The 23,389-nt window shown below is 57.7% G+C and carries 23 protein-coding genes and 1 riboswitch; of the genes, 15 read left to right on the top strand and 8 right to left on the bottom strand.

Annotation, left to right across the window (positions count from 1 at the left end):
• Positions 1 to 36: 36 nt before the first annotated feature.
• On the bottom strand, positions 37 to 690 hold the full coding sequence (gene ribB / locus BH712_RS21250; protein ID WP_006811992.1) for a 3,4-dihydroxy-2-butanone-4-phosphate synthase: 654 nt from the start codon (positions 688 to 690) through the stop codon (positions 37 to 39).
• Between the two features lie 105 nt (positions 691 to 795).
• A riboswitch (FMN riboswitch) is annotated at positions 796 to 946 on the bottom strand.
• Between the two features lie 120 nt (positions 947 to 1,066).
• On the opposite strand from ribB, the gene ubiK reads away from it, so the two are divergent.
• Positions 1,067 to 1,363, top strand: coding sequence for a ubiquinone biosynthesis accessory factor UbiK (gene ubiK, locus BH712_RS21245; protein ID WP_000566823.1), 297 nt, complete (start codon positions 1,067 to 1,069; stop codon positions 1,361 to 1,363).
• 77 nt (positions 1,364 to 1,440) lie between these two features.
• Here the strand turns inward: ubiK and hldE are convergent, their stop codons facing one another.
• From hldE to BH712_RS21230, 3 genes are read right to left on the bottom strand one after another with little or no spacing between them, the layout of a single operon-like run.
• Positions 1,441 to 2,871 (bottom strand): bifunctional D-glycero-beta-D-manno-heptose-7-phosphate kinase/D-glycero-beta-D-manno-heptose 1-phosphate adenylyltransferase HldE, encoded by a 1,431-nt coding sequence (hldE, locus tag BH712_RS21240; protein ID WP_006811993.1) that lies wholly within the window; start codon positions 2,869 to 2,871, stop codon positions 1,441 to 1,443.
• A 40-nt stretch (positions 2,872 to 2,911) separates the two neighbouring features.
• Positions 2,912 to 5,767, bottom strand: a complete 2,856-nt coding sequence (gene glnE / locus BH712_RS21235) for a bifunctional [glutamate--ammonia ligase]-adenylyl-L-tyrosine phosphorylase/[glutamate--ammonia-ligase] adenylyltransferase (protein WP_006811994.1) — start codon at positions 5,765 to 5,767, stop codon at positions 2,912 to 2,914.
• A 21-nt stretch (positions 5,768 to 5,788) separates the two neighbouring features.
• Positions 5,789 to 7,090: a CYTH domain-containing protein gene (locus tag BH712_RS21230; RefSeq protein ID WP_006811995.1), complete on the bottom strand. Its 1,302-nt coding sequence runs from the start codon at positions 7,088 to 7,090 to the stop codon at positions 5,789 to 5,791.
• Positions 7,091 to 7,327: 237 nt separating this feature from the next.
• Here BH712_RS21230 and BH712_RS21225 point away from each other — a divergent pair, with 237 nt between their 5' ends.
• On the top strand, positions 7,328 to 7,948 hold the full coding sequence (locus tag BH712_RS21225; RefSeq protein ID WP_001303390.1) for a TIGR04211 family SH3 domain-containing protein: 621 nt from the start codon (positions 7,328 to 7,330) through the stop codon (positions 7,946 to 7,948).
• A gap of 60 nt (positions 7,949 to 8,008) precedes the next feature.
• Positions 8,009 to 9,250: a multifunctional CCA addition/repair protein gene (locus BH712_RS21220; RefSeq protein WP_006811996.1), complete on the top strand. Its 1,242-nt coding sequence runs from the start codon at positions 8,009 to 8,011 to the stop codon at positions 9,248 to 9,250.
• A 13-nt stretch (positions 9,251 to 9,263) separates the two neighbouring features.
• Here the strand turns inward: BH712_RS21220 and bacA are convergent, their stop codons facing one another.
• Together bacA and folB are read right to left on the bottom strand one after the other, a co-directional pair.
• Entirely contained in the window at positions 9,264 to 10,085 is an 822-nt protein-coding gene (gene bacA / locus BH712_RS21215) for an undecaprenyl-diphosphate phosphatase (RefSeq protein ID WP_006811997.1), read from the bottom strand.
• Positions 10,086 to 10,191: 106 nt separating this feature from the next.
• A complete protein-coding gene (gene folB / locus BH712_RS21210; RefSeq protein ID WP_000355782.1) occupies positions 10,192 to 10,560 on the bottom strand; it encodes a bifunctional dihydroneopterin aldolase/7,8-dihydroneopterin epimerase in 369 nt (122 codons plus the stop codon).
• A gap of 107 nt (positions 10,561 to 10,667) precedes the next feature.
• On the opposite strand from folB, the gene plsY reads away from it, so the two are divergent.
• The 9 genes from plsY (at position 10,668) to ureG (ending at position 16,879) form a co-directional block, all read left to right on the top strand.
• Complete coding sequence (gene plsY / locus BH712_RS21205) at positions 10,668 to 11,282, top strand: glycerol-3-phosphate 1-O-acyltransferase PlsY (RefSeq protein WP_001272780.1); 615 nt, start codon at positions 10,668 to 10,670, stop codon at positions 11,280 to 11,282.
• Between the two features lie 111 nt (positions 11,283 to 11,393).
• Positions 11,394 to 12,221 carry an urease accessory protein UreD gene (locus BH712_RS21200; RefSeq protein ID WP_006811998.1) on the top strand — a complete coding sequence of 276 codons (828 nt, stop codon included), beginning with the start codon at positions 11,394 to 11,396 and terminating at the stop codon, positions 12,219 to 12,221.
• 10 nt (positions 12,222 to 12,231) lie between these two features.
• The gene (locus BH712_RS21195) at positions 12,232 to 12,534 is read left to right on the top strand and encodes an urease subunit gamma (protein WP_006811999.1); all 303 of its coding nucleotides are present in this window, start codon (positions 12,232 to 12,234) and stop codon (positions 12,532 to 12,534) included.
• A 10-nt stretch (positions 12,535 to 12,544) separates the two neighbouring features.
• The gene (locus BH712_RS21190) at positions 12,545 to 12,859 is read left to right on the top strand and encodes an urease subunit beta (protein ID WP_006812000.1); all 315 of its coding nucleotides are present in this window, start codon (positions 12,545 to 12,547) and stop codon (positions 12,857 to 12,859) included.
• Entirely contained in the window at positions 12,852 to 14,555 is a 1,704-nt protein-coding gene (ureC, locus tag BH712_RS21185) for an urease subunit alpha (protein ID WP_006812001.1), read from the top strand. Before BH712_RS21190 ends, ureC begins: the two co-directional genes overlap by 8 nt.
• A 9-nt stretch (positions 14,556 to 14,564) precedes the next feature.
• Positions 14,565 to 15,029 carry an urease accessory protein UreE gene (gene ureE, locus BH712_RS21180; protein ID WP_006812002.1) on the top strand — a complete coding sequence of 155 codons (465 nt, stop codon included), beginning with the start codon at positions 14,565 to 14,567 and terminating at the stop codon, positions 15,027 to 15,029.
• Between the two features lie 9 nt (positions 15,030 to 15,038).
• Positions 15,039 to 15,578, top strand: a complete 540-nt coding sequence (locus BH712_RS21175) for a HupE/UreJ family protein (RefSeq protein ID WP_006812003.1) — start codon at positions 15,039 to 15,041, stop codon at positions 15,576 to 15,578.
• Positions 15,578 to 16,252, top strand: coding sequence for an urease accessory protein UreF (locus BH712_RS21170; RefSeq protein WP_006812004.1), 675 nt, complete (start codon positions 15,578 to 15,580; stop codon positions 16,250 to 16,252). Before BH712_RS21175 ends, BH712_RS21170 begins: the two co-directional genes overlap by 1 nt.
• 9 nt (positions 16,253 to 16,261) lie before the next feature.
• Positions 16,262 to 16,879, top strand: a complete 618-nt coding sequence (ureG, locus tag BH712_RS21165; RefSeq protein ID WP_003862566.1) for an urease accessory protein UreG — start codon at positions 16,262 to 16,264, stop codon at positions 16,877 to 16,879.
• A gap of 33 nt (positions 16,880 to 16,912) precedes the next feature.
• On the opposite strand, the gene BH712_RS21160 is transcribed toward ureG, so the two are convergent.
• Entirely contained in the window at positions 16,913 to 18,697 is a 1,785-nt protein-coding gene (locus BH712_RS21160) for a S8/S53 family peptidase (RefSeq protein WP_226865413.1), read from the bottom strand.
• 595 nt (positions 18,698 to 19,292) lie between these two features.
• Here BH712_RS21160 and BH712_RS21155 point away from each other — a divergent pair.
• Positions 19,293 to 19,973 carry a LuxR C-terminal-related transcriptional regulator gene (locus tag BH712_RS21155; protein WP_006812007.1) on the top strand — a complete coding sequence of 227 codons (681 nt, stop codon included), beginning with the start codon at positions 19,293 to 19,295 and terminating at the stop codon, positions 19,971 to 19,973.
• 31 nt (positions 19,974 to 20,004) lie between these two features.
• Here BH712_RS21155 and tsaD read toward each other — a convergent pair whose 3' ends face one another.
• Positions 20,005 to 21,018 carry a tRNA (adenosine(37)-N6)-threonylcarbamoyltransferase complex transferase subunit TsaD gene (gene tsaD, locus BH712_RS21150; RefSeq protein ID WP_006812008.1) on the bottom strand — a complete coding sequence of 338 codons (1,014 nt, stop codon included), beginning with the start codon at positions 21,016 to 21,018 and terminating at the stop codon, positions 20,005 to 20,007.
• A 236-nt stretch (positions 21,019 to 21,254) separates the two neighbouring features.
• Here tsaD and rpsU point away from each other — a divergent pair, with 236 nt between their 5' ends.
• A complete protein-coding gene (gene rpsU / locus BH712_RS21145) occupies positions 21,255 to 21,470 on the top strand; it encodes a 30S ribosomal protein S21 (RefSeq protein ID WP_001144069.1) in 216 nt (71 codons plus the stop codon).
• A 115-nt stretch (positions 21,471 to 21,585) separates the two neighbouring features.
• On the top strand, positions 21,586 to 23,331 hold the full coding sequence (dnaG, locus tag BH712_RS21140; protein ID WP_006812009.1) for a DNA primase: 1,746 nt from the start codon (positions 21,586 to 21,588) through the stop codon (positions 23,329 to 23,331).
• The last annotated feature ends 58 nt before the right edge of the window (positions 23,332 to 23,389 follow it).

The raw sequence follows: 23,389 nt of genomic DNA, 5'->3' as shown, positions 1-23,389 counted from the left end.
AAGCCGGGTTTCCCCGGCTTTTTTACATCAGCGATTTCAGCTGGCTTTGCGCTCGTGCGCCTGGCGATACTCCACCAGATCGTCAATCGTCACCACTGGCATGTTGTGCAGACGCGCAAAGGTGATGCACTCCGGCGCGCGCGCCATGGTGCCATCATCATTGGTCAGTTCGCACAGTACGCCTGCTGGCTTGAAGCCAGCCAGCGTCACCAGGTCGATGGTCGCTTCGGTATGGCCACCACGGGTCAGCACGCCGCCCGGCTGCGCGCGCAGCGGGAAAACGTGGCCAGGACGGTGCAGATCGGATGGTTTCGCACCATCAGCAATCGCTGCACGCACGGTGGTCAGGCGGTCAGCCGCCGACACACCGGTGGTGACGCCATGCGCCGCTTCAATGGTCACGGTGAAGCCGGTCCCGAAGGCGCTGGTGTTGTTTTCAACCATCATCGGCAGATCAAGCTGCTGACGACGTTCTTCGGTGATGCACAGGCATACGATGCCGCTACCGTGACGGATGGTCAGCGCCATCTGCTCAACGGTCATGTTCTCGGCGGCAAAAATCATGTCGCCTTCGTTTTCACGGTTTTCATCGTCCAGCACCATCACACCGCGGCCTTCGCGCAGTGCATCCAGTGCATGTTCAACACGTTGAGTTGAAGTGCCAAAAGAGGAAAGTAGCGTCTGATTCATGGTAAAAAAACCTCATTAACTTTATGGTTACCAGAATCAGGGCAGTCTTAGGAGCGCCGTACAAGCGGCAAAAAAATAACGTGAGCGGGCCTTGCCCGACTGGATCGTTACTCTCTCCCATCCGGACTCTAACCGTCGGCCCCGGAATTACACCGGATCTGCTGACCTTTGAGAATTCACCCAAAGCGCTCGCGGGCTTTCAGCGTTAAGCTGATTTACCGCCGGTGGGGAATTTCGCCCCGCCCTGAGAATAAGCGAGATAACTATAACGCTATTGATTACCCTGGGCAATGCATAAGCTTCAAACAATTTTGTTTAACCCACGGCATGACACGCTACAATAGGCACTAACACCTTTTCATCAAGGGAAACGACAATGATTGACCCAAAGAAAATTGAGCAGATCGCGCGTCAGGTTCATGAGTCCATGCCGAAAGGTATTCGTGAGTTTGGTGATGACGTTGAGAAGAAAATCCGCCAGACGTTGCAGGCACAGTTGGTTCGCCTTGATTTAGTCAGCCGCGAAGAGTTTGACGTGCAGACGCAGGTGCTGCTGCGCACCCGCGAGAAGCTGGCGCTGCTGGAACAGCGTCTGAGCGAGCTGGAGAGCCGCAATGCGCCGGAAGAAGTGAAGCCAGCGCCAGCTATTCCACCGGTGGATGACCAGGCATAAGTGCGGCCTGATGCCCTCACCCCAGCCCTCTCCCACGGGGAGAGGGTGAAAAACGAACGGGCCAACTGGCCCGTTTTTTACTGACTGACTTTCTGGATCTTCTTAATGATGTTGGTGGTTGAACACCCGTCCTCAAAGTTGAGCACCATCACTTCACCGCCATTCGCCCAGACCTCTTCGCTACCTGCGATTTGCTCTGGTTTGTAATCGCCGCCCTTCACCAGCAGGTCAGGCAGGATCCCGGCAATCAGGCGCTGCGGGGTATCTTCTTCAAATGAGACCACCCAGTCCACCGCTTCCAGCGCGCCAAGCACGATCATGCGCTGCTCCAGCGGGTTCACCGGACGCGTTTCGCCTTTCAGACGTTTGGTTGACGCATCGCTGTTAACCGCCACAATCAGGCGATCGCCCAGCTTGCGCGCATTCGCCAGATACGAAACGTGGCCCGCATGCAGGATGTCGAACACGCCGTTCGTCATCACCACTTTTTCACCGCGTTTGCGCGCGGCGGCAACGGCCACTTTCAGCTCGTCTTCGGTCATGACGCCAAAGCCGGTATCCGCACGCCCACGCACCGCGTTTTCCAGCTCGATTGGCGAAACGGTGGAGGTGCCGAGTTTACCGACGACCACGCCCGCCGCGGCGTTCGCAAAGTAGCAGGCTTCTTCCAGGGAGTTACCCGCCGCCAGCGTCGCCGCCAGCACGCCGATCACCGTATCACCGGCACCGGTCACGTCATACACTTCCTGCGCCTGGGTTGGCATATGCAGCGGCGCCTTGCCCGGTTGCAGCAGCGTCATGCCCTGTTCGGAACGGGTCACCAGCAGCGCTGACAGCTCAAAATCAGCGATGATTTTCATGCCGCGCTCAACCAGCTCTTCTTCAGTTTTGCACTTGCCCGCCACCGCTTCGAACTCAGAGAGATTTGGCGTCAGCAGGGTTGCGCCGCGATAGCGCTCAAAATCGGTGCCTTTCGGGTCGATCAGTACCGGTACGCTGGCTTTACGCGCCAGCTGGATCATGGTCTGCACGCTCGCCAGCGCGCCTTTGGCATAATCAGACAGCACCAGCGCACCGATATTGCCCAGCGCCTGGCTAATGCGCTCGTGCAGCGGCTCAGGGTCGACGCCTTCGAACCCTTCTTCGAAATCGAGGCGGATCAGCTGCTGGTTACGCGACAGCACGCGCAGCTTGGTAATGGTTGGGTGTGTCGGGACAGAAACGAAGTCGCACTTCACGTTCACGTCCGCCAGCGACTGACTCAGGGCACGCGCCGCATCGTCAATGCCGGTCAGGCCGACCAGACGCGAATGTGCGCCCAGCGAGGCTATGTTCATCGCCACGTTTGCCGCGCCGCCTGGACGCTCTTCAATGGTGTCGACCTTAACTACCGGCACCGGCGCTTCCGGAGAGATACGGCTGGTCGGCCCATACCAGTAGCGATCCAGCATCACATCACCGACAACCATAACTCCAGCACGTTCAAACTCTGGCAGTGTTACTTTCATTCCTGACTCCAGAAAGATTCACAATTTGCGCGCGATAATATCACACTTGTTTTGTTACGCACGGTTCCACCAGCCACTTCTGCCAGCTTGTGGTTACCTGCGCGCGTTCATCGGTGAAACAGTCCAGCGCCACATGGCCCGGCTGTTCCTGCAACGCCAGATGGTGCAACTCATCACGCAGCGTGGTGTAGGCGCGGGTTAACGCCTGCGCCTCCTGCTCATCCATAATGTCGTTCTGCGCCAGCAGTTCCAGAATGCGCACATTATCCGACCAGCGGGTCAGCTTCGGCTTATCGTGCGCGTGCAGCAGCACCAGGTACTGAGTGATAAACTCGATATCAGTAATACCGCCTTCATCGGCTTTAATATCAAAGCGATCGCGATGCTTGTTGCCAAGGTGCGCGCGCATCTTCTCCCGCATTTCCCGCACTTCGGTTTGCAGCGTACTGCCCTCGCGCGGGGTCGTCATGACCGCCTTGCGAATCGCATCGAACTGCGTTTTGAGCTGCGGATCGCCGTACACCACGCGGGCGCGCACCAGCGCCTGATGCTCCCACGTCCAGGCTTCGTTCTTCTGATAGTCGGCAAAAGCCTCCGTCGAAGTGACCAGCATGCCTGCCGCGCCGGACGGACGCAGACGCGCATCCACTTCATACAGAATGCCGGATGAAGTGCGAGTACTGAACAGGTGCATAATGCGTTGGGCAAGGCGCAGGTAGAACTGCCGCCCGTCGATTTCACGCTCGCCGTCGGTCATCACGTCCGCCGGGCAGTCGTGGAGGAAAATCAGATCCAGATCGGAGCTGTAGCCCAGCTCCCAGCCGCCCAGCTTGCCGTAGCCGACCACCGCAAAACCGCGGCCTTCGCGGTCGGCAAGGTGCTTCGGCTGCCCGTAGCGGGCCACCATCTGCACCCACGCCTGATGGACAACCGCGTCGATGATCGCTTCCGCCAGCCAGGTTAAGTGATCGCTCACTTTCATCACCGGCAGCGTACCGGCGATATCTGCCGCCGCCACGCGCAGCATCTGCGCCTGCTTAAACTGACGCAGCGCCTCAAGCTGTTGCTCTTCGTCCTCTTCCGGCACGCGCAGCAGATACTGACGCAGCTCGTCACGGTAGGCGTCCGTCGCCGTCGGCTGATAGAGCGTATTCGGATCGAGCAGTTCGTCCAGCAGCAGCGGATAACGCGCCAGCTTGTTCGCCACCATTGGCGAGGCGGCGCAGAGGGAAATCAGGTGCTTCAGCGCGCCGGGAAACTCGCTCAGCAGTTCCAGGTAAGTGGTACGCGTGACGATCCCGCTCAGCAGCGGCATCATGCGCGACAGCGGCACCGGCGCGTCCTCGCGGGAACAGACATCACTCAGCAGATGCGGCATCAGTTGATCCAGCACCTGACGACCGCGCGGGCCAATGGCGCGTTTGTTCAGTTCGAGGCGGAAATCGGCAATCAACGCCACCACGCGATGACGTGCATCGTCGCTTAAGTGCGCCAGCACCGGCGTGGTGTCATCTTCCTGGAGCGCGTCCTGCCACAGTTCGCGCCAGTGCTCGGAGAGCGCATCGTCCTGCGATTCACTTTCGTCGTCGCCGATCAAATCGTTAAAGATGCGGCGCACGCCCGCCATATGGGCTTCCAGCCGTTCCGTCAACGCCGCCCAGTCGTCCACGTGCATCCCCCAGGCCAGACGCGCCCGGTTCAGCTCATCCCCCGGTAACGTCTGGGTCTGTTCATCGTTGATACTTTGCAGCAAATTTTCCAGACGGCGCAGGAAGAGATAAGACTCACGCAGCGTTTGCGCGTCGCCTTCCGGCAGTAAATGCAGCTGATCGATGGCGCTCAGCGTCGGCAACAGCGAGCGGGATTGCAGAGAGGGTTCACGCCCGCCGCGAATCAGCTGGAAGACCTGGACGATAAATTCGATCTCACGAATACCGCCCGCGCCGAGCTTGATGTTGTCCTTCAGACCACGGCGGCGTACTTCGCGGGCAATCATCCCTTTCATGTTACGCAGAGACTGGATCACGCTGAAGTCGATGTAGCGGCGGAACACGAACGGGCGCAGCATGGCGCGCAGCTCGTTGGCGTAGGCATCATCGCTGTCGCCCATGATCCGCGCTTTGACCATCGCATAACGCTCCCAGTCGCGGCCCTGCTCCTGGTAATAATCCTCCAGCGCCGCAAAGCTCAGCACCAGCGGACCGCTGTCGCCAAACGGACGCAGACGCATGTCCACGCGGTAAACAAAACCATCCTGCGTGGGCTGATCCAGCGCCTTAATCAGCCGCTGCCCCAGGCGAGTAAAGAACTGGGCGTTATCCAGCTCGCGACGACCGCCGCGCGTGGAGCCGTTCTCTGGCCAGGCAAAAATCAGGTCGATGTCTGAGGAGAAGTTCAGCTCGCAGCCGCCCAGCTTGCCCATCCCCAGAATCAACAGCGGTTGCGGAACCCCGTCTTCGCTGCACGGCGTGCCCCACTCTTTACAGCAGGCGGCGTAGAGCCAGTCCCGCGCGGCGACAATCAGCGTCTGCGCCAGCTCGCTCAGCTGCTGCAAGGTGCTCTCTTCGCTTACCAGCTCCAGCGCCTGCGCCCAGGCAATGCGTACCATCACCCGGCGGCGGAACTGACGCAGAACGCGCATCAGCGTCGGCTCATCCGCCACCGCCTCCAGCGCGGTGTGCAGCCAGCCAGCATAATGCCGCCACTCCTCAGCCTGCGGCGGCGCGCTTTCCAGCGCTGTCAGCCAGTCCGGGTGGGCACTGACGCTCTCCTGCACAAAATCACTGAAGATGAGCACGCTTTTCGCCTGCTCGCTTAACGATGACGCGGGTAACGACTCAGGCAGGCGTTCGCAAACGGTCTGCCAGTGCTGCTGTAACTGCGAAGAAAGCGGCATATCAGGGGTTCCTTGCCAGAATTAACGTTTTCCGCTGTGCAGCCAGTACGGATCCTGCGAAATGGCTTCGTTGCGGAAATGCTCGATCTCAATCTGCTGACGGGTCTCGATGGCATGCTGAAGCCCCTGCCAGTTCTCCAGCCAGGCCTGCGCCTTCACGCCCTCATACGCACCTGACAAAAGCAACATGCTGTCGATGTTACGCGCCAGACGGGGAAGCTGGTCGCCATACTGGTCGCCCAGCGGATGCGCGAAGGTGGTTCTCAGTTCGGCCGCGTGGCGGGAAAGATGGATATCCGCAAAGCGTTTGAAGTTTTCCGCGATTTTGGTCTGCCCTTTCGCATCAAGGAACGTGCGCCAGCCACGCGTCACCAGAAATTCGGTCAGCGCCAGTTTCGCGCTGGCATTTTGCGGGCTGTAGATCGCCGTTTGTGCCGACACGTCGGAAAGCATCAGCGTTTCGGTTTGAGTGAGCAGATCACGTAAGTGAGCGCTGGCTTTACGCGGTACGATACCGCCGAACAGCGCCAGGGTATGACGCACCAGCCCCATAGCGGCCAGCACCTGTTTTTTGGCATTTTTCACATTACGCGCCCACAGCTCCTCGTGGTATTGCCACTGTGAGAGCGCCAGTTCAAGCGCCGCTTCCATGCCCTGCTCCACGGAGGCTTTCGGCACAACGCGCAGAATCGGGGTTTCTCGCAGCACGCGCGGCGCATTTCCGGCGGCCAGGTGATAGCCGCGCGCCGCTTTACTCAGGCTGCCCTGACGCAGACCAGGCTGGTTCACCAGCTTGCGCGCCAGCTTCAGCACGTCGCTCGCCTCGCCTTCCAGCAGTTCAAGCTCCAGCTCGCAGATCGGCTCCTGCTCATCACCCGCCTTAATTTCACCGCGATCAAAGGCGATCTCAATGCGGCTCTTGCCTTCCGTCACCAGCCATTTCTCGCGCCAGAAATCGGTGCTGAACAGCGGTTGCGCCTCTGCCGACAGCGTTGCGGGCAGCGTCCCTTCCGGCCACACTTCCGCCGGAAAACGATCCAGCTCAAGTTCTGGCTTACTGATGTCGATATTGTATTCCGGACGCTGGTGCAAACCGCCCACCACGCGACCGGCGATTTTCATCGTCATCTCGTAGCGCCCGTTCGCACCACGGATACGCAGGCCCATATCGTGGTTGCGCAGCCAGTTGTCCGGCGTTTCGTAATAGATGTTGAGCAGCTGTACGGGTTCATGGTGCTCGCCGGACAGCGTATTCAGATGCTGGCGGAGCGCGTCAGCGCTGTCTTTTTCGACGATAAACTTTAATTCGATCTCTTGTGCCATAGCCTTGTACTTTTGCGTGCGTCACAGACGCGTCGATGAAGGCGAACTTCCTCGCCATTTGTTTGTCAGTACATAGTATTTTGCGCCAAATTGCCACGCAATGAGCAATTTGACGGGCGTAAAAGTTTAAAGCGGTGGAAATCATGACACAGATGATTCCGATTGATGATGAATCCTTTGCGTAGCGACACTGATGCCACTACTATCGTTCCACTTTTTATGAAAATAACGACTGATATGCTTAAATTACGCCTGATTGGACTTACTTTACTCGCTTTTAGCGCCGCAACCGCGGTCCACGCTGAAGAGAAACGTTACGTTTCTGATGAACTGAACACCTGGGTACGCAGCGGCCCTGGAGACAATTATCGCCTCGTGGGTACGGTAAATGCCGGCGAGGAAGTGACGCTACTGCAAACTAACGCAGACACCAATTACGGCCAGGTTCGTGACAGCTCTGGCCGCACCTCGTGGATCCCGCTGAAAGAGCTGAGCACTGTGCCAAGCCTGCGCACCCGCGTGCCGGATCTGGAAAATCAGGTGAAAACCCTGACCGATAAGCTGAACAACATCGACGGCACCTGGAACCAGCGCACCGCAGAGATGCAGCAAAAAGTGGCGCAAAGCGACAGCGTGATCGCCGGTCTGAAAGACGAAAACCAGAAGCTGAAAAACGAGCTGATTGTGGCGCAGAAGAAAGTGAACGCCGCTAATCTACAGCTGGATGACAAACAGCGCACCATCATCATGCAGTGGTTTATGTATGGCGGCGGCGTGCTGGGCGTAGGTCTGGTGCTGGGTCTGGTGCTTCCTCACCTTATCCCAAGCCGTAAACGTAAAGACCGCTGGATGAACTAACTCGTCTTCTCTGCCACACTTACGTATCATCTTGCGAAAAGAGAAAACGGGAGTGTTGGCGTGAAGAGTTATCTGGTCGGTGGTGCGGTACGTGATGCGTTATTAGGTCTGCCGGTCAAAGATAAAGACTGGGTCGTGGTCGGTGCCACGCCCGAAGCGATGATTGACGCGGGCTACCAGCAGGTAGGCCGCGATTTTCCTGTGTTCCTCCATCCGAAAAGCCGGGAAGAGTACGCCCTGGCACGCACCGAACGGAAATCCGGTTCCGGTTATACCGGCTTCACCTGCTATGCCGCGCCGGATGTGACGCTGGAGCAAGACTTATTGCGCCGCGATCTCACCATTAACGCCCTGGCGCAGGACGAAAACGGTCATATCATCGATGCTTACGGCGGCCAGAACGATCTGCGCGACCGTCTTTTACGCCATATTTCCCCCGCCTTTTCTGAAGATCCGCTTCGCGTGCTGCGCGTGGCGCGTTTTGCCGCCCGTTATGCCCATCTCAGCTTCCGTATCGCCGACGAGACAATGGCGCTGATGACGGCCATGACCGACGCGGGTGAGCTGGAACACCTGACGCCAGAACGCGTCTGGAAAGAGACTGAAAATGCCCTGACCACCCGCAATCCACAGGTCTTTTTCCAGGTCCTTCGCGACTGCGGGGCGCTGAAGGTGCTGTTCCCGGAAATAGACGCGCTGTTTGGCGTGCCCGCCCCAGCGAAATGGCACCCGGAAATTGATACCGGCGTTCACACTCTGATGACGCTGAGCATGGCCGCCATGCTCAGCCCTGAGGTGGACGTGCGCTTCTCCACCCTCTGCCATGACCTCGGCAAAGGGTTAACGCCTAAGGAACTGTGGCCACGCCACCACGGGCACGGTCCGGCCGGGGTGAAGCTGGTTGAAGGACTGTGCCAGCGCCTGCGCGTGCCGAATGACATTCGCGATCTGGCAAAGCTGGTCGCTGAATTTCACGACCTGATCCACACCTTCCCGATCCTGAAGCCCGCCACCATCGTGAAGCTGTTCGATAACATCGACGCCTGGCGCAAGCCGCAGCGGGTGGAGCAGATAGCGCTCACCAGCGAAGCCGACGTGCGCGGCCGCACCGGGTTTGAAGCGTCCGATTATCCGCAGGGTCGTTTGCTGCGTGAGGCGTGGGACGTCGCAAAAGCGGTGCCGACGAAAGATGTGGTAGAGGCTGGATTTAAAGGCCCGGCGATCCGCGAAGAGCTGACGAAACGGCGGATTGATGCGGTCGCGGTGTGGAAGGAAAAACGTTGCCCTCAGCCGAAAGAGTGAGGGCAACCCGTTATCAGAAGAAGACCACGTACACCGCAGCGGCAACGATAAAGCGGTAGATCGCGAACGGAATAAACGAGATACGCTTAATCAGTTGCAGGAAGGTTTTGATGGCAATCAGCGCCACAATAAAGGCGGTGATAAAGCCCACGGCGAACATCGGAATGTCGCCCACGGTCAGGAAGTCGATGCTTTTGTAGAGATCCAGCGCGGTGGCGCCCATCATCATCGGTACCGCCAGCAGGAACGAGAACTCAGACGCCGCGTAACGGCTCACGCCCATCAGCATCCCGCCGGAAATGGTGGCCCCTGAACGGGAGAAGCCCGGCCACAGCGCCAGACACTGGAAGCAGCCAATCATAAACGCCTGGCGATACGTCATATCGTCCAGGCCTTCCGCACGCGGGGTTTTTGGCTTCAGCACTTCTGCGGCAATCAGCAGGAAACCGCCGACGACCAGGGCGTACATCACGTTAATCGGGTTAAAGAGCGATTTAATGGTGTCGTGGAATACCAGCCCCAGCACCACCGCCGGGATCATCCCCAGCAGAATATGAATCAGCGTCAGGCGGCCCTTGCTTTCGCCTTCACGCTGCGGCAAACGCCCGAAGTGGATGCCGATCAGACCAAACAGACGACGCCAGAACATCACGACTACCGCCAGAATAGAGCCGAGCTGAATCACCACCTCAAACGTCTTTGCGGTATCGCCTTCAAAGCCAAGAAGATGGCCAACGATAATCATATGGCCCGTACTGGACACCGGCAAAAACTCCGTCAATCCTTCGACCACACCCAGTATTGCCGCCACCAGCAGCGAGTGCATATCGCTCATCTATAAACCCCTAAAAAAAGATATAAAAAACGGTGCCCACACGGACAACCGTGAAAGATACGGTTTTAAGACCGGTATAACCTAAAATGGTTTAGCTATTATGACGTTAAATCTTTCCTTTCAGATTTGTGCCACGCTCAATAATGACGCCCACGTTGGCGGCGCGCGCCACCGCGCCCGGCTTGCTTAGCTTGATGCGTACCCACGGAGAGTTAAACTTGTTCAGCAGCAGCTCCGCCACCTCTTCCGCCACGCGTTCCACCAGCGCAAAACGTTGCCCTTCCACATGGCCAATGACCGTTTCACTGATGTCGGCGTAGCTCAGACAGTCATTCACATCGTCGCTTTTCGCTGACTTGCGGTTATCCCAGCCCATTTCGATATCGAACACCAGTTTCTGCTCGATGGTCTGTTCCCAGTCGTAAACACCAATTGTGGTGATTACCGAAAGTTGCTCTATAAATACAATATCCATCACGACCTGCCTGCTTTTTGGCTAAACCGGATACCACTTCCGGCGAATTATGCGTATTATCCACAGATGCTGAGAATACAGATACATTTTCAAAACGGAACAGCGTTATGAGTGCAATCGCGCCTGGAATGATTATCCTCGCCTACCTTTGCGGCTCAATCTCCAGCGCCATTCTGGTCTGCCGCATCGCCGGGTTGCCTGACCCGCGTGAAAGTGGTTCCGGGAATCCGGGGGCGACCAATGTACTACGAATTGGCGGCAAGGGAGCAGCCGTAGCGGTTTTGATTTTTGATGTTCTGAAAGGAATGCTTCCCGTCTGGGGCGCGTATGCGCTCGGCGTTACACCCTTCTGGCTGGGGCTGATTGCCATCGCCGCCTGCGTCGGCCATATCTGGCCGGTTTTCTTTGGTTTTAAAGGTGGTAAAGGCGTTGCCACCGCATTTGGCGCGATTGCGCCGATCGGCTGGGACTTAACCGGCGTCATGGCCGGGACCTGGCTGCTGACCATCCTGCTAAGCGGTTATTCGTCGCTGGGCGCCATCGTCAGCGCGCTGATCGCCCCGTTCTATGTCTGGTGGTTCAAACCGCAGTTTACCTTCCCGGTGTCGATGCTCTCCTGTCTGATCCTGTTGCGCCATCACGACAACATTCAGCGCCTGTGGCGTCGTCAGGAAACCAAGATCTGGACGAAGCTCAAAAGAAAGAAAAAAGAGCCAGAATAAAGCGCGCGACGTCAGTAACAGCGCCCTTATCCATAAGCGAGTCATATGACAGCCTTCATTTCCGCCAGGGCATACTGAAAAGTATCCCTCTGGCGCGCGAATGGAAGCACCATGTTAGCAATTCAGGTCACTGATAATTCATACAAAGGCTGGCAGGCCTCGCTTGCTCTCCAGTTTTGTCATACTCCTGAGAAAACCCGCCTTCATGCCGCGCGTCACACCGGACCGCTCACCGTTCAGCGTCCGTTTTATCCTGAAGGGGAAACCTGCCACCTTTACCTGCTGCACCCGCCAGGCGGAATTGTGGGCGGCGATACGCTGGATATTTCCGTGCGGCTCGACGCCAAAAGCCACGCGCTTATCACCATGCCCGGCGCCAGCAAGTTCTATCGCAGCAGTGGCCCGCAGGCCCGTCTGAGCCAGCATTTTTACCTCGACGAAGATGCCACGCTGGAGTGGCTGCCGCAGGACACCATTCTCTTTCCTGGCGCGAATGCCGCGCTGCGTTCCGTTTTCCACCTCAAGGCCTCCAGCACGTTGCTGGCGTGGGAGCTGTACTGTCTGGGCCGTCCGGTGATAAACGAAACCTTCACCCACGGCACGCTGGAGAGCCGCCTGGAGGTGTGGGTGGATGACGAACCGCGCCTGATAGAGCGGCTGCATCTCAGCGATGGCGACCTTACGCCCGTCGCCGGGAAACCGTGGATCGGCACCCTGCTGTTCTATCCGGCTACCGATGTTCACCTCGAAGCGGTGCGCGCACTGCTCGCGCCGCTGGAACATTATGCCGGGGCAACACTCACCGATGACCTGCTGTCGGTACGTTTTCTCTCCCACGACAACCTGATTTGCCAGCGGGTGATGCGCGATATCTGGCAGTCGCTTCGCCCGCTTCTCACCACCAAAACCGCCTGTTCGCCGCGTATCTGGCAGACATAAGAGAAACGCTATGGAACTGACACCCAGAGAAAAAGACAAGCTGTTGCTGTTCACCGCCGCGCTGGTTGCTGAGCGCCGCCTGGCGCGCGGGGTAAAGCTCAATTACCCGGAATCGGTCGCGCTGATCAGCGCCTTTATTATGGAAGGCGCGCGCGATGGCGAAACCGTCGCCTCGCTGATGGAGGCGGGCCGCCACGTCCTGAGGCGCGACCAGGTGATGGAGGGCGTGCCGGAGATGATCCCGGATATACAGGTGGAGGCCACCTTCCCGGACGGATCCAAGCTCGTCACCGTCCATAACCCGATCGTGTGAGGAGCGCGTGATGATCCCAGGGGAATACCAGATCCAGCCCGGCACTATTGCGATCAACGTCGGGCGCGAAACCCGAAGCGTGATTGTTGAAAACCACGGCGACAGGCCGATCCAGGTCGGCTCGCACTACCACTTTTACGAGGTCAACCCGGCGCTGAAGTTTGACCGGGAAGGCACTAAAGGCTACCGGCTGAACATTCCGGCGGGCACCGCCGTACGCTTCGAGCCAGGCCAGAAGCGGGAAGTGACGCTGGTGCAGGTGACGGGCGCGCAGCGCATTTTCGGCTTTCGCGGCGAGGTAATGGGCGAGGTGAAACATGGCTGAAATTTCGCGCCAGGCGTATGCCGATATGTTCGGCCCCACCACTGGCGATAAGGTAAGGCTGGCGGACAGTGAACTGTGGATCGAAGTGGAAGACGATCTCACGATCTACGGCGAAGAGGTTAAATTCGGCGGTGGGAAGGTGATCCGCGACGGCATGGGCCAGGGGCAGATGACCGCCGAAGAGTGTGTGGATCTGGTGCTCACCAATGCGCTGATCGTCGATCACTGGGGGATCGTGAAGGCCGATATTGGCGTCAGGAACGGGCGGATCTTCGCCGTCGGCAAAGCCGGAAACCCGGACATCCAACCCGGCGTGACGATCCCGATTGGCGCGGCAACGGAAGTGATCGCCGCCGAAGGGAAGATCGTCACCGCTGGCGGGATCGACACCCACATCCACTGGATCTGTCCGCAACAGGCGGAAGAGGCGCTGGTGTCTGGCGTCACCACCATGATCGGCGGCGGCACCGGCCCCGCGGCAGGTACGAACGCCACCACCTGTACGCCGGGGCCGTGGTATATCGCCCGCATGTTGCAGGCCGCCGATACGCTGCCGGTGAATATTGGCCTGCTGGGCAAAGGGAACGGTTCAAACCCGGACGCCCTGCGCGAGCAGATCGCGGCAGGCGCTATCGGGCTTAAGATCCACGAGGACTGGGGCGCGACGCCCGCCGCGATCAACTGCTCGCTGGAGGTGGCCGAAGAGATGGACATTCAGGTGGCGCTGCACAGCGATACGCTGAACGAGTCCGGTTTTGTCGAAGATACGCTGGCGGCCATCGGCGGGCGCACCATCCACACCTTCCACACCGAAGGCGCGGGCGGCGGCCATGCGCCGGATATCATCACCGCCTGCGCGCACCCGAATATTCTGCCCTCCTCCACCAACCCGACGCTGCCTTACACGGTCAACACCATCGACGAGCATCTGGACATGCTGATGGTTTGCCATCATCTCGACCCGGATATCGCCGAGGACGTGGCGTTTGCCGAATCCCGCATTCGCCGGGAGACCATCGCCGCCGAAGACGTGCTGCATGATATCGGCGCGTTCTCGCTCACCTCGTCAGATTCACAGGCGATGGGCCGCGTGGGGGAAGTGATTATCCGCACCTGGCAGGTGGCGCACCGCATGAAGGTGCAGCGCGGCGCACTGCCGGAAGAGACGGGCGAAAATGATAACTTCCGCGTGAAGCGCTATGTCGCCAAATACACCATCAACCCGGCGCTGACCCACGGCATTGCCCATGAAGTGGGATCGATTGAGGCGGGCAAGCTGGCGGATCTGGTGGTCTGGTCCCCGGCGTTCTTTGGCGTTAAACCCGCCACCATCGTCAAAGGTGGGATGATCGCCTGCGCGCCGATGGGCGATATCAACGCCTCGATCCCCACGCCGCAGCCGGTGCATTACCGTCCGATGTTTGGTGCCCTTGGTGCCGCGCGCCACGCCACGCGGCTGACGTTTGTCTCGCAGGCGGCTCATGCCAGCGGCATTCCGCAGCAGCTCAACCTGCAAAGCGCCACCGCAGTGGTGAGAGGCTGCCGGACGGTGAAAAAGGCCGACATGATCCACAACGATTTACAGCCGAATATCACCGTTGACTCGCAAACCTATGAGGTGCGCGTCGACGGCGAACTGATCACCAGCGAACCGGCAGAGGTTCTGCCGATGGCGCAACGCTATTTTCTGTTTTGAGGAGTGATAATGATCTGTTTAACCCAACGCCTTGACCACGCGCACCCGATTACCGCCAGCGTCACGCTGCCGATTGACGTGCGGGTGAAAAGCCGCGCCCGCGTGGCGCTGAACGACGGTCGCGAAGCCGGGCTGATGCTGCCGCGCGGTTTGCTGCTGCGCGGCGGGGATCTGCTGACTACCGACGACGGCAGCGAAGTGATCGAAGTGATCGCCGCCCCGGAGTCGGTTTCCGTGGTGCGCTGCGCCGACCCGTTCCTGCTCGCCCGCGCCTGTTATCACCTGGGTAACCGTCACGTGCCGCTGCAAATCATGCCCGGCGAACTGCGCTACCACCACGACCACGTCCTCGACGACATGCTGCGTCAGTTCGGGCTGGAGGTGGCCTTCGCCAGCCTGCCGTTTGAACCGGAAGCGGGCGCTTACACCAGCGATGCCCACAGCCATAGCCACTCTCACGCTCATTCACATTAAGGACCCATCATGCGTAAGTATTTGCCCTTGTTACTGCTGGCTTTTTCCGTTCCGGCGCTTGCCCATCCGGGACACGGTACCGACAGCTTTCAGGCCGGGTTTCTCCACCCGCTGACCGGGCTTGATCACCTGCTGATGCTGACGGGCGCGGGCGTGCTCTCGGCGCTGAGCGGCCGCAAGCTGCTGCTGCCGTTAGCAACGCTCGGGATGATGCTTGCTGGCGCCATTGCGGGCAGCCTGCTCGGCGGCTTTAGCGGCATGGAGATGCTGATTATCGCCTCGCTGGCGGTCTGCGGCGTGATGATGTTTAAAACTGAAAACCGCCTGCTGCTGGCGGTGCCTGCCCTGGCGATGTTCCACGGCTGGGCGCACGGGGTGGAGATGTCCGGCCACAGCTTCTGGCTGTTCACCAGTGGGTTTATGCTCGCCAGCGCCACGGTGCTGTGCGCCAGCTTTGCCGCAGGGCGGCTGCTGCGCCGTCACGACGGCCTGCGTAAAACCTTCGGCGGCGGGCTGATTGCCTCCGCTCTGCTGGCGCTGATCGCCTGATGGAGCACGCCCGCCAGCGGCTGCGCCTGATGCAGCTCTCCAGCAGCAGCCTGCCGGTCGGGTCGTTTACCTGGTCGCAGGGGCTGGAGTGGGCCGTGGAAGCGGGCTGGATCACGGACGCCGACGCCTTCAAGCGCTGGCAGATCCAGCAGATGGAGCAGAGCTTTTTCTGCGTGGATCTGCCGCTGTTTATCCGGCTGTTCCGGGCCTGCGAGCAGCAGGATCTGGCGACGGCCAAACGCTGGACGGCGTACCTGCTCGCCTGCCGGGAAACGCGCGAGCTGCGCGAAGAGGAGCGCAACCGCGGGGCGGCCTTTACGCGACTGATTACGAGCTGGGAGCCTGACTGTCCGCCCGAATGGCTACCGCTGTTTATGCAAAGCCAGCTTAGCGGCATGGCGTGGCTCGGCGTGCGCTGGGGCATTAGCGCGCGCGAGCTGGCGCTGAGCCTCGGCTACAGCTGGATTGAGAGCGCGGTGATGGCGGGCGTCAAGCTGGTGCCGTTTGGGCAGCAGGCGGCACAACAGCTGATTATCGACCTGAGTGACCACTACGCCGCTGGTTTTGAACAGGCATTTTTACGTGGCGACGACGCGCTGGGGGCAGCGACGCCGCTCTCTGCCATCGCCTCCGCGCGCCACGAAACCCAATATTCACGATTATTCCGTTCCTGAGGAGTCAACATGGCTGATTACAAACATCCCCTGCGCGTGGGCGTGGGTGGCCCGGTAGGGTCGGGCAAAACCGCGCTGCTGGAAGCGCTCTGCAAGGCGATGCGCGACACCTACCATCTTGCGGTGGTGACCAACGATATCTACACCAAAGAAGATCAGCGCATCCTGACCGAGGCGGGTGCGCTGGAGCCGGAGCGCATCGTGGGCGTGGAGACGGGCGGCTGCCCGCATACCGCTATCCGGGAAGATGCTTCGATGAATCTGGCGGCGGTGGAAGCGTTAAGCGAGAAGTTCGGCAATCTGGATCTGATCTTCGTGGAAAGCGGCGGCGACAACCTGAGCGCGACTTTCAGCCCGGAGCTGGCGGACCTGACCATCTACGTGATCGACGTGGCCGAAGGGGAAAAAATCCCACGCAAGGGCGGACCGGGGATCACCAAATCCGACTTTCTGGTGATCAACAAAACCGATCTCGCGCCGTACGTGGGTGCGTCGCTGGAAGTGATGGAGCGCGATACCAACCGCATGCGCGGCGAACGTCCGTGGACGTTTACCAACCTGAAGGCGGGTGACGGTCTGGCAACGATTATTGCGTTTCTGGAAGAGAAAGGGATGCTGCGGATCTGAAAAAAGGCCTGGCATAGCGCCAGGCCGTGAGGGTTATTTACAGCTGTTATTGGCAGCACCCTGTTCGCGCCATGCGCCCCACTGGCCACCGGTGCCCGGCGTTTCCTGTCCCGGGTTGACATACCACTGGTTGAACCAAACTTTACCGTTGTAAGACACTTTGGTGCACTGGATTGGATAGGCAATTTTAGCTTTATAGGCGGGCGCCGCTGGATTTACCGGAGTGTCATCCGTCGCCGGGGTATCATCCGTCGTCGGCGTGTCATCCTTAGCCGGAGTGTCATCCGTTGCAGGCACCGCTGGCTTACTGACGTTAATGGTCATACTGTCCGTCGCAGTTCGCCCATCCGCGCCGGTCGTCGTCAGCGTAAAGGTTGCTTCCCCCTCGCTGTTGGCAGGAATGACGGCATAGGCATGTGCGCTGTCCACGCTTTTCACCAGCGTGCCGTTGAGTGTCGCCTCCAGGGAAAAGGTTTCCGCCCCTTTCGTCACGCTCCAGTTATACGATTTGGCATTCAGGCTCTTGCTACCGTCCAGCGGGTAGGTGCTCACGCCCGTGGTCGGTGAAACCATGGTGTGATCCGCGCCTGCAACCGCCGTTGGGGCTGGCGCGGCAGGCGTGCCACCGTCTTTTAGCGCTAAAATACGGGCGACAGCACGTTCCATATCAGGCTGAGTCCCCACTTTTGCCGAGTCTCCGTTCGCCAGTGGCGTACCGGTCTCCGCCAGGATCTGACGCATCTGACGCGGCGTCACGGTAATACCGTTGGCTTTGGCGATACCTGACAGGCTTGCTACCACACCCGCAATAATCGGGTTCGCGGAAGAGGTTCCCCCAAACGTCGAGGTATAAAAATCGTTAGCGCCCGCATTTTTATAAAGATCGCCATACCCTGTGGTCACCACATCCCAGCAGCCCCATGCAGCGCTGGTGACGCGCGAGCCATAGGTGCTGAACGACGCTTTTTTACCGTCTTTTGCACAAAACGCCCCGGCCAGGATAGCCCCGGAGTCCCGCACATTGACATCAAACGCCCCCCGGAACCCCGGGCTGTCCAGGTTGACATTCCCGTTACCTGCCGCCTCAATAACGTAAATGCCTTTATCCGTCAGCGCTTTAATCACATCGTAATAGGCAGGCTCAGACTCCATTGCGATCCAGCAATCCTTCGTACAACCTGCGGGATAACCGCCCGCTACGTGAATCCCGATCTGCACCACATCGCCAGCGTTTAGCTGCGGAATTAAATTATAGAGGTTATTATGCGCTGAGGCAGAATACCCCAGTCGGCTTTTCCAGCTGATCCCCCGAATACCGGTGCCAATATCTTTCGCCGCCATAATCCCGACTGAGGCGGTGTCATGATCCTGCTTATCAATATAAGTCGTCTTTCCTGAACTGAGGCTTATCGGCGGTAAGTTGATATGGTTGCTGTTCCAGGGATAAATCTCCGTTGAAATAATCGTCACCCCCTCACCCGCACTGCCTGCATAGTGATCGACGCTCTCGCGGTTAACGCCACCCATATAATAACCGGTGCGTTTAACATCCGGAGCTTTGAGATAATCCTGCTTATTGCGGAAATCCGGCGCTGCGGCAGCCGTTAAATTTCCATTCACCGAAGACTTCAACGACGACGCAAGAGCCGTGACATCCAACGATACCGGTTCGGCCTCCGGATAAACCAGCTCGACGTTCTGATTCTGCTCCAGCTCTGTAATAATATGGTTAATATATGTTTTATCCTGGCTTTTCTCTTTCGGTAACGCGATGCGCAGATAGCGGTCGAAGCCATAGCGCTTATTGAGTTCCGTCAACTCGGATGACTGGGCTGAACTACGCAGATTAGTCGGCCTGAACATATTTGTTGGTGTCAGGGAAGTGTCGCTCAGGGTAATTTTATTGTTAGTCGCTTTTAACAAACCTGTCGTCGGCTTTAGTTTGACTACAATTGCGTTGTAGGTAGCATTATCCTGTGCCAACTCGTTTTGCACAGAATATTCAGCCGCAGCAGAAAATGAAATTGCCGCACAAATAAAAAGAGACAGGGCACTTTTCTTCATGATACTCACGGTTCCTTTGTGAATTGAAATTTCTCCTTTTTCACTCTCTCTGATATATGCACCGTGAAGAATAAGAGCAGCCTGTTCTGTGGGACAGACATTTCTCTCATTAGATAAGAAAATTCTACATCATGATATTTTATATTTCGCAATGCGAGGATACACTCAGATACAAAAAACGTAAACATTAATCATAATGAAATAATCAACATGCGCCGCCGTTAAAAATATTCTCATCGCTGCTGCGATTTTAACGCGACCTGGATTTTAATAACGATATATCTTGCGAGGTGTTCCAACCGCCGTTGGCCCCGCCATTATCATGAAAGGGTAAATACAACGCAGCATTATGGACATTAAAATCGTTATCGCTGAAGAATCCTCGTTGATTCGTCGCGGCTTATCCTCAATGATGCCAGCGCTCTCGTTACCCGCCTCCGGCATGAATCAGAGGTGTGTGCTAACCGGAGAGGCTGCCTCTTCCGCTGAACTTCTTTCGCTTCTGGGCCAGCATCACCCCGATATCGTTATCCTGGGCTATTCACTGACAACCAGCCTGAGCCGTCCTCCGCTTGCGGGTATGGACGGTCTGAAGCTATTGAGATGGCTCAATCAGACCTATCCTGCGATCAACGTTATCCTGATCTCCCCCTATGCCAACGCCATGCTTATTCGTCAGGCGCTAAAGGAAGGCGTGAAATCGTATTTGTCGCGTGATATCAACGAGAAAACCTTAAACCAGGCGATTGCAACGGTCCTGAAAGGGGAGATCTATATCGAAAGCCAGCTGGTTAATATGCTTTTTCGTCATGAGATGACAGATATAGAAAAACTTTCGCCACGGGAAATTGATGTGCTGCGTCTGATTTGTAAGGGATTACATTTGAAGGATATTGCACAGCATATGCACCTGAGCATCAAAACGGTCAGTGCGCATAAGATCCGGGCGATGGAAAAGCTGGATGTGCAAAACGACTGCCAGCTTTACTCGTTGATCATCAAGAACCAGATGTTCGACATCAGGATGTAAACCTCCCCCGTCGCGACGACGGGAGAGTCGTTTATGCCTCCGGCAGTTCCGCCAGCGGCCAGCGTGGACGTACGGACACGCTCAGGTCAGCCGTTGCGCCAGCGTTCAGGCGTACCATCCCGGCATAGGCGATCATCGCCCCGTTATCGGTACAAAATTCCGGACGCGCGTAGAACACTTCCCCGCGGCGCTTTTGCATCATCTCCGCGAGTTTCGCGCGCAGCGTACGGTTGGCGCTGACGCCGCCCGCCATCACCAGGCGCTTAAAGCCGGTCTGATCCAGCGCGCGCTTGCACTTGATCATCAGCGTATCCACCACCGCGTCTTCAAACGCGCGGGCGATATCGGCACGCGTCTGCTCACTGTCATCGTTATTGCGGATGGTATTCGCCGCGAAGGTTTTCAGCCCGGAGAAGCTGAAATCCAGCCCCGGACGGTCAGTCATTGGGCGCGGGAAGACAAAGCGCCCTTCCGTACCCTGCGCGGCCATTTTCGACAGCATCGGGCCGCCCGGGTAATCCAGACCCAGCAGCTTGGCGGTTTTGTCGAAGGCTTCACCGGCGGCATCGTCGATCGACTCGCCCAGCAACTCGTACTTGCCAATGCCCGTGACGCTAATCAACTGCGTATGACCGCCGGAGACCAGCAGCGCCACAAACGGGAACGCAGGCGGATTGTCTTCCAGCATCGGCGCCAGAAGATGCCCTTCCATATGGTGAACCGGAATCGCCGGCACATCCCACGCGAAGGCCAGAGAACGGCCGACCGTTGCGCCGACCAGCAGCGCGCCGACCAGACCCGGACCTGCGGTATAGGCCACGGCGTCAATATCGGTTGAGCTTAACCCGGCCTCTTTCAGCGCCGCCTGAATCAGGGGAACCGTTTTGCGCACGTGGTCACGAGAGGCCAGTTCAGGCACGACGCCGCCGTAGTCAGCGTGCAATTTCACCTGACTATACAGTTGGTTGGCCAGAAGCCCTTTTTCGTCGTCGTAAATGGCGATGCCGGTTTCATCGCAGGATGTTTCAATACCCAGTACACGCATGACTTGTTTTACCTCGTTTCAATACCGCGCAGTGTAGAGCCTGGGCGGGTTGATGTAAAACTTTGTTCGCCCCAGGAGGAAGGCTCGTGTATACTCCTCACCCTTATTAAAGTCCCTTTCAAAATCGCATCGGTGCTTTACAAAGCAGCAGCATTTGCAGTAAAATTCCGCACCATTTTGAAATAAGCTGGCGTTGATGCCAGCGGCAAACCGAATTTATCAAAGGTGAGAGTTACATGCCGGTAATTAAAGTACGTGAAAACGAGCCGTTCGACGTAGCACTGCGTCGCTTCAAACGTTCATGCGAGAAAGCAGGTGTTCTGGCTGAAGTTCGTCGTCGTGAGTTTTATGAAAAACCAACGACCGAACGTAAGCGCGCTAAAGCTTCCGCTGTGAAACGTCACGCGAAGAAACTGGCTCGCGAAAACGCACGCCGTACTCGTCTGTACTAATCTGTTGAGGGCTACAGCCCTCAATTGACAGACAGAGTTGTAGTCGTAAGGCCGTGCTTCCGGAAGGAATGCGCGGCTTGTTTTCGTTTATAAGTCGCTTAAATTTTTGGGGCATATGGCCGGAAGAATCCCACGCGTTTTCATCAATGACCTGCTTGCCAGAACCGACATCGTCGATCTCATCGACGCGCGGGTGAAGCTAAAAAAGCAGGGCAAGAACTACCATGCGTGCTGTCCGTTCCATAACGAAAAAACCCCCTCTTTCACCGTAAACGGTGAAAAACAGTTCTACCATTGCTTCGGCTGTGGCGCACACGGTAATGCCGTCGATTTTTTGATGAACTACGACAAGCTCGAGTTCGTTGAAACCGTCGAAGAGCTGGCGGCGATGCATAACCTTGAAGTGCCGTATGAAGCGGGCAGTGGGCCAAGTCAGATCGAGCGCCATCAGCGGCAAACGCTGTATCAACTGATGGATGGCCTGAATTCGTTTTACCAACAGTCTCTTAAGCACTCTGCGGCTGAGCCTGCGCGTCAGTATCTGAACAAGCGCGGACTGAGCGACGATGTGATTGCGCGTTTCGCTATTGGTTACGCCCCGCCCGGCTGGGACAACGTATTAAAGCGTTTTGGCGGCAATAGCGAAGATCGTAAATCCCTCATCGACGCAGGCATGCTGGTCACCAACGACCAGGGACGAAGCTACGACCGCTTCCGTGAACGGGTGATGTTCCCGATCCGCGACAAGCGTGGCCGGGTAATAGGTTTTGGTGGTCGCGTGCTGGGTGATGCCCTGCCGAAATACCTTAACTCCCCGGAAACCGATATTTTCCATAAGGGCCGCCAGCTTTACGGTCTTTATGAGGCACAGCAGGATAATGCGGAACCTCCGCGTCTTCTGGTCGTCGAAGGCTATATGGACGTTGTTGCGCTGGCGCAGTACGACATTAACTATGCCGTTGCGTCGCTGGGAACGTCCACCACGGCGGATCATATCCAGCTGCTGTTCCGCGTGACGAACAACGTGATTTGCTGTTACGACGGTGACCGCGCAGGACGCGATGCCGCCTGGCGCGCGCTGGAAACCGCGCTGCCGTATATGACCGACGGGCGTCAGCTACGCTTTATGTTCCTGCCCGACGGTGAAGACCCGGATACGCTGGTGCGTAAAGAGGGTAAAGCGGCATTTGAAGCGCGGATGGAGCAGGCTCAGCCGCTCTCCACGTTTTTGTTTAACAGCCTGATGCCGCAGGTTGATTTGAGTACCCCTGACGGGCGCGCGCAGCTCAGCACGCTGGCGCTGCCGTTAATCAGCCAGGTGCCCGGTGAAACGCTGCGCATCTATCTGCGTCAGGAATTAGGCAACAAGCTCGGCATTCTGGATGACAGTCAGCTTGAACGTTTAATGCCTAAACACGCTGAAAACGGCACGGTACGCCCCGCGCCTCAGCTAAAACGCACAACCATGCGTATACTGATAGGGTTGCTGGTGCAAAACCCCGAACTTGCTCCGCAAGTGCCGTCGCTGGCGGGTTTGAACCACGAAAAATTGCCCGGGCTTGGCTTATTTTCAGAATTGGTCAACACTTGTTTGTCTCAGCCAGGTCTGACCACCGGACAACTTTTAGAGCATTATCGCGGCACAAAAGAGGCCGCTACCCTTGAAAAACTGTCGATGTGGGACGATATAGCAGATAAGGATATTGCAGAAAAAACGTTCACCGACTCACTCAACCATATGTTTGATTCGATGCTTGAGTTGCGCCAGGAAGAGTTGATAGCTCGCGAGCGCACACATGGCCTGAGCAGCGAAGAACGCCGGGAGCTCTGGATGATTAACCAGGAACTGGCGAAGAAATAAGTCAAAGACAACAGTATTTAACGGCTTAAGTGCCGAATATCGATCGGGAAGCCCCCGG

This window comes from Enterobacter hormaechei ATCC 49162 (assembly GCF_001875655.1).
Classification (GTDB): domain Bacteria; phylum Pseudomonadota; class Gammaproteobacteria; order Enterobacterales; family Enterobacteriaceae; genus Enterobacter; species Enterobacter hormaechei.
The sequence above is the reverse complement of the archived record's forward strand: the minus strand, read 5'-3'. Positions and strand labels throughout refer to the sequence as shown.

Coding starts and splice junctions, on each gene's coding strand:
- BH712_RS21230 (WP_006811995.1), bottom strand. CDS start 7,090: ATGGCACAAGAGATCGAATTAAAGTTTATCGTCGAAAAAGACAGCGCT.
- tsaD (WP_006812008.1), bottom strand. CDS start 21,018: ATGCGTGTACTGGGTATTGAAACATCCTGCGATGAAACCGGCATCGCC.
- BH712_RS21155 (WP_006812007.1), top strand. CDS start 19,293: ATGGACATTAAAATCGTTATCGCTGAAGAATCCTCGTTGATTCGTCGC.
- plsY (WP_001272780.1), top strand. CDS start 10,668: ATGAGTGCAATCGCGCCTGGAATGATTATCCTCGCCTACCTTTGCGGC.
- glnE (WP_006811994.1), bottom strand. CDS start 5,767: ATGCCGCTTTCTTCGCAGTTACAGCAGCACTGGCAGACCGTTTGCGAA.
- ubiK (WP_000566823.1), top strand. CDS start 1,067: ATGATTGACCCAAAGAAAATTGAGCAGATCGCGCGTCAGGTTCATGAG.
- BH712_RS21200 (WP_006811998.1), top strand. CDS start 11,394: ATGTTAGCAATTCAGGTCACTGATAATTCATACAAAGGCTGGCAGGCC.
- BH712_RS21175 (WP_006812003.1), top strand. CDS start 15,039: ATGCGTAAGTATTTGCCCTTGTTACTGCTGGCTTTTTCCGTTCCGGCG.
- ureG (WP_003862566.1), top strand. CDS start 16,262: ATGGCTGATTACAAACATCCCCTGCGCGTGGGCGTGGGTGGCCCGGTA.
- ribB (WP_006811992.1), bottom strand. CDS start 690: ATGAATCAGACGCTACTTTCCTCTTTTGGCACTTCAACTCAACGTGTT.
- BH712_RS21190 (WP_006812000.1), top strand. CDS start 12,545: ATGATCCCAGGGGAATACCAGATCCAGCCCGGCACTATTGCGATCAAC.
- hldE (WP_006811993.1), bottom strand. CDS start 2,871: ATGAAAGTAACACTGCCAGAGTTTGAACGTGCTGGAGTTATGGTTGTC.
- folB (WP_000355782.1), bottom strand. CDS start 10,560: ATGGATATTGTATTTATAGAGCAACTTTCGGTAATCACCACAATTGGT.
- ureE (WP_006812002.1), top strand. CDS start 14,565: ATGATCTGTTTAACCCAACGCCTTGACCACGCGCACCCGATTACCGCC.
- dnaG (WP_006812009.1), top strand. CDS start 21,586: ATGGCCGGAAGAATCCCACGCGTTTTCATCAATGACCTGCTTGCCAGA.
- BH712_RS21195 (WP_006811999.1), top strand. CDS start 12,232: ATGGAACTGACACCCAGAGAAAAAGACAAGCTGTTGCTGTTCACCGCC.
- BH712_RS21170 (WP_006812004.1), top strand. CDS start 15,578: ATGGAGCACGCCCGCCAGCGGCTGCGCCTGATGCAGCTCTCCAGCAGC.
- rpsU (WP_001144069.1), top strand. CDS start 21,255: ATGCCGGTAATTAAAGTACGTGAAAACGAGCCGTTCGACGTAGCACTG.
- ureC (WP_006812001.1), top strand. CDS start 12,852: ATGGCTGAAATTTCGCGCCAGGCGTATGCCGATATGTTCGGCCCCACC.
- BH712_RS21225 (WP_001303390.1), top strand. CDS start 7,328: ATGCTTAAATTACGCCTGATTGGACTTACTTTACTCGCTTTTAGCGCC.
- bacA (WP_006811997.1), bottom strand. CDS start 10,085: ATGAGCGATATGCACTCGCTGCTGGTGGCGGCAATACTGGGTGTGGTC.